Source organism: Kitasatospora sp. NPDC022856 (genome assembly GCF_055561235.1).
This window is the reverse complement of sequence record NZ_JBVHHE010000116.1, coordinates 1-3,647: the sequence shown is the minus strand read 5'-3', so window position 1 is coordinate 3,647 and position 3,647 is coordinate 1. Positions and strand designations below refer to the sequence as shown.

Here is a 3,647-nt window from a genome sequence, read left to right as displayed (position 1 = left end):
GCCCATGTCCTGTCCGTTCCGGCCGGCCAGAGCCCTCAGCCGGGCCCCGGCCAGCCTCCCAGATCACGGACTTACACGAACTTTCTGACACGCTCTGCCGCGGTGCGGCGTCGCGAGGCGCCGGCCTTAGATAGCTTGCTCGAGGCCGTCGCGAGGGTGTCGGCGAGCTCGTGGACGGGGGTGATGTCGCCGCGGAGGCTGGGAAGGCCCTGGAGGTCGGCGAGGAGCGTCTGCCGGGTCACGGTGGCGCCGACAGGCGCGTACGCGCCCGCTTTTTCGACCAGCCTGGAGAACAGGGCGTCGCCCTCGGCGGCGGTCCCGGACGGTGTCAGGTGCTGCAGGCGGCCGACCGCGTGGGAGCGGTCTTCCATCTGAGTTCCTTCCAGGCGCAGTTCCACCAGGGACAGTCGGGAAAGCAGGCGCCAGGTCACCTCCGCATGGCTGGCGCCGCCGTCGGGCACACCCTGCTGGAGGGCAGCGGCGACCAGGGCGTCGAGCTGGTCCAGGCGTCCAAGGACGGCTCGGCTGGGGCTTCCGGGTTCGCTCATGCGGGCGCGGAAGTGCGGATTGCTGCCCGCGGCGGCCCGCAGCGCAGCCGACTCATTCGGGTAGTCACCAAGGACCTCGGCGGCCATGCGCACCGCACGACGGCGCAGCTCAGCCGGGTAAGAGGAAGCACGTGCCATGACTCGAATCCTTACCCGAAATGGAGTCTCCACCGAACCCGGGGCGGTTCAATTACTCTCGCCAGTTCCGATACTCGTACGGGGGGTCGTTCCAGCCAACCTCGCTGAAGGGGTTGGGCACAGTTCCTTCTAGAAGGCCGACGAGAAATTCTCCGAACCCCATCTCAAACCGGGCCCACGAGTCGGCTCCGTACTCCGACTGACGCTTGAATACTACGATATCCCATTCCTCAGGGTCAGCAGAATCACAGATCCAGAACGCGACATCGCCGTTGATGGTCGTCGCGAAGAGTAGAAGTCTCGCCTCTGAAAGGGACACCGAAGGGTCCACTTCATTCGACGACGGATCGTCCCTCGGATCGAACTCCAGTCTGTCAAGTAGCTCACTGTATGGCGACCCGGCCACCGGCGGAGTACGAAAGGCAAGATACTCGTTCAGCTCACCGCCCCCGCATACGGCAACGAAGTCACGATAGTCAGCCGGAAGTCTCAGGCCCGTGGTGTGTGTAAGGTCACCCCAATCAACGATGTCACCGTGGAGTCCTGAAATCCCCAGCATGGCGGACAGGCGGCTGATCGCCGGATGCATCATCTGATCTCCTCTACCAACGAACACTTCCATCAGTCACCGAACATCCCCGCATCTTGCCCGGAACGGCTGTCGATGGGGAAGCCCAAGTTCTTCCAGCCACTACCCGCGGTATAGACCAAGTTCGGCACCGTCATCGAATCCCCCCGGAGCAGCCGCCCGTCCGGGCCCCACGCCACATAGGTCATCTCTATCTCGTAAGGAGCCAGTCTATTCCCTTCGTAGTGCGGGGCCACCTGATAAAAGACAATGTTGTGACTATCCACCTCCGCCCTCACCTTATTCTCGAAGTCCAGCATATTATCCATTGGCCCCAGACGAGTGCTGTCGGCCTTCTTCTTTCCGACATAAGAGTTCGCGTCACTGCCACAGGGGAAGAGATTCTCCACGTCGGTTCCAGAGCCAGACAATTGGTTTCCAAGAATGTGGCAGGCATTCACGTCGGCACGGATACCGCCCCAATAGCTTACTTGGTTACGCGCCCACTCGTAACCAGCTGGTTTGATGCCCCTCTGGGTTTCTGTTCCGGGGTTCGCCAAGATGTACGCGCTGTCAAGGCACGCCGTCACCCCCGTTGCACGGCCACCGTTGGCAACATCGATCTGCCCGTGCCTGACCCAGCCAGCGTTGTTGAGTCTGCAGCCACCACTGCTCGACTCGTTTTCACTCCTGGATGTGTCGGGTTGAGAATCGGGAACGGTGTCAGTGCTCGGGGTGACGTTGGGGACGAGGACGAGGAGGGCGAGGAGGTCGGCGCTGCTGTAGGCGGCGGCGATGATGTTGGGGGCGTCGTGGGGGTTGGGGGCCGTCCAGTCGGCTTGGGGGGTGGGGCGTTCGGTGTAGGGCTTGGTCTTGTCGAAAAGCGGCTTGGGCGGTTCGGCCCTGGGGGCGGCGGGGCGCGGGGGTGTCTTGGAGCGGCCGCAGGTGGTGCAACTTGGGCTCTGCTGGGGGCCGCGGGGGCCGGCGGGGTTCGCGGCGGGCAGGCCTGTGGGGCTCTGGGGCGCGGAGGTCGGGGTGCTGGGCCTGGAGTTGCGCCAGTCCCGGGCGGCCTGCTTCTCCTGGTAGACGTCACTGCTCGCGTAGCCGCTCGGCGCGGTGCTCGGACTGCCGAAGCTGCTCACGCCGAGGCCCCCGACGCCCGCGCCGGGGATGGAGAAGCCCGGCATCGGGGCGGTGTTCGCGCCGCTCGACGGCGGCCGGTAGCCCGAGGTGTTCGGGACGTAGGGCTCGGCCTGCGGAGCAGCCTTGGCTGCGGGCGCGGAGTTGGCTCCCGGCTTGATCTTGATAGTGCCGTTGAACGTGCCGTTCTTGCCGAATGAGATTCCGCCGCCGGCGTTGCCGGCTGAGACCTGGATGGAGCTTCCTGCCGCGCCCGGGGAGCCCGGTCCGCCGCAGCCGCAGTGTGAGACGTTCTCGTGTCCGGTGGGGTCGGTGCCGCCCAGGGGGTCGCCGTTGGCGTAGGTGTAGCGGTTGGCCTGGGTGGAGGGGCTGGGGTCGAGTTGCCAGGAGTCGCGGCTGGTGAAGCCTCCGGTGCCGGGGCGGTACCAGCGGGCGGCCATGTTGACGTCGCCGCTGTCGGGGTCGGTCCAGCCGGACTGGTAGCCGAGGCTGGAGCGGGTTCCGGTGGTGGCGACGGGCTTGCCGAAGGGGTCGTAGGTGGTGGCGCCGGTGACGGTGGTGCCGTCGGTGTTGAGGGTGGCGGTGACGTCGGTGTGCTGGTCGGTGCGGATCCGCAGGTTGGCGGTGCCGTTGGTGGCGCCGAGCAGGGTGCCGGCCGCGTCGCGGGCGTAGCTCCAGGTGCCGTCGCCCGTGAGGTTGTTGGATCCGCCGTCGTAGGTGAACTTGCCGGCGTTTCGGGTGGTGACGCGGTCGAGTCCGTCGTAGGTGTAGGTGGTGGTGCCCTCGGTGATCAGGCGGCCGAAGGCGTCGTCGGCGAGGGTCTCCTGCTTGAGGCCGGTGGTGACGGCGGCGAGGGTGCCGCGCGGGGTGTAGCGGTAGGTGCTGGTGCCGTCGGAGAGCAGGCGGTTGCGCTCGTCGTAGGTGGTGGTGGTGGTGCCGTTGCCGGTGCGGTTGCCGTCCGCGTCCCAGGTGTAGGCGGTCGTGGTGGTGTCCGCGGTCCAGGAGGTGAGGCGCCCGGCCAGGTCGTAGCCGTAGTGGTTGTCGCGCACCGGGTCGGTGGCGGTGCCGGCGACGGTCTTGCGGGTGAGGCGGTTGTCGAGGTCGTACTCGTAGGTGGTGCCGGTGAGCGGGGTCGCGGTGTCGCCGCCGACGAGCAGTTGGTCGCCGGTGAGGCGCCCGAGCGGGTCGTAGCCGAGGCGGCGCTCGGACATCGTCTTGAGCTTGGTGGTGTCGGCCGGGTCGGGGGCGACGTA

3 protein-coding genes are annotated in these 3,647 nt (G+C 66.7%); all 3 read right to left on the bottom strand.

The window, feature by feature from the left end; translation table 11 throughout:
- Positions 1–71 precede the first annotated feature (71 nt).
- Positions 72–686 (bottom strand): hypothetical protein, encoded by a 615-nt coding sequence (locus ACZ34W_RS38515; RefSeq protein WP_465611138.1) that lies wholly within the window; start codon positions 684–686, stop codon positions 72–74.
- A 52-nt stretch (positions 687–738) separates the two neighbouring features.
- Positions 739–1,308 (bottom strand): SMI1/KNR4 family protein, encoded by a 570-nt coding sequence (locus ACZ34W_RS38510; protein WP_465611136.1) that lies wholly within the window; start codon positions 1,306–1,308, stop codon positions 739–741.
- A partial coding sequence (locus ACZ34W_RS38505; RefSeq protein WP_465611134.1) for an RHS repeat-associated core domain-containing protein occupies positions 1,308–3,647 on the bottom strand: 2,340 nt, incomplete at its 5' end. The genes ACZ34W_RS38510 and ACZ34W_RS38505, both read right to left, overlap by 1 nt.

Bases quoted from the DNA above. Each gene is read 5' to 3' on its own strand.
- ACZ34W_RS38510 (WP_465611136.1), bottom strand. From the start codon at position 1,308: ATGGAAGTGTTCGTTGGTAGAGGAGATCAGATGATGCATCCGGCGATC.
- ACZ34W_RS38515 (WP_465611138.1), bottom strand. From the start codon at position 686: ATGGCACGTGCTTCCTCTTACCCGGCTGAGCTGCGCCGTCGTGCGGTG.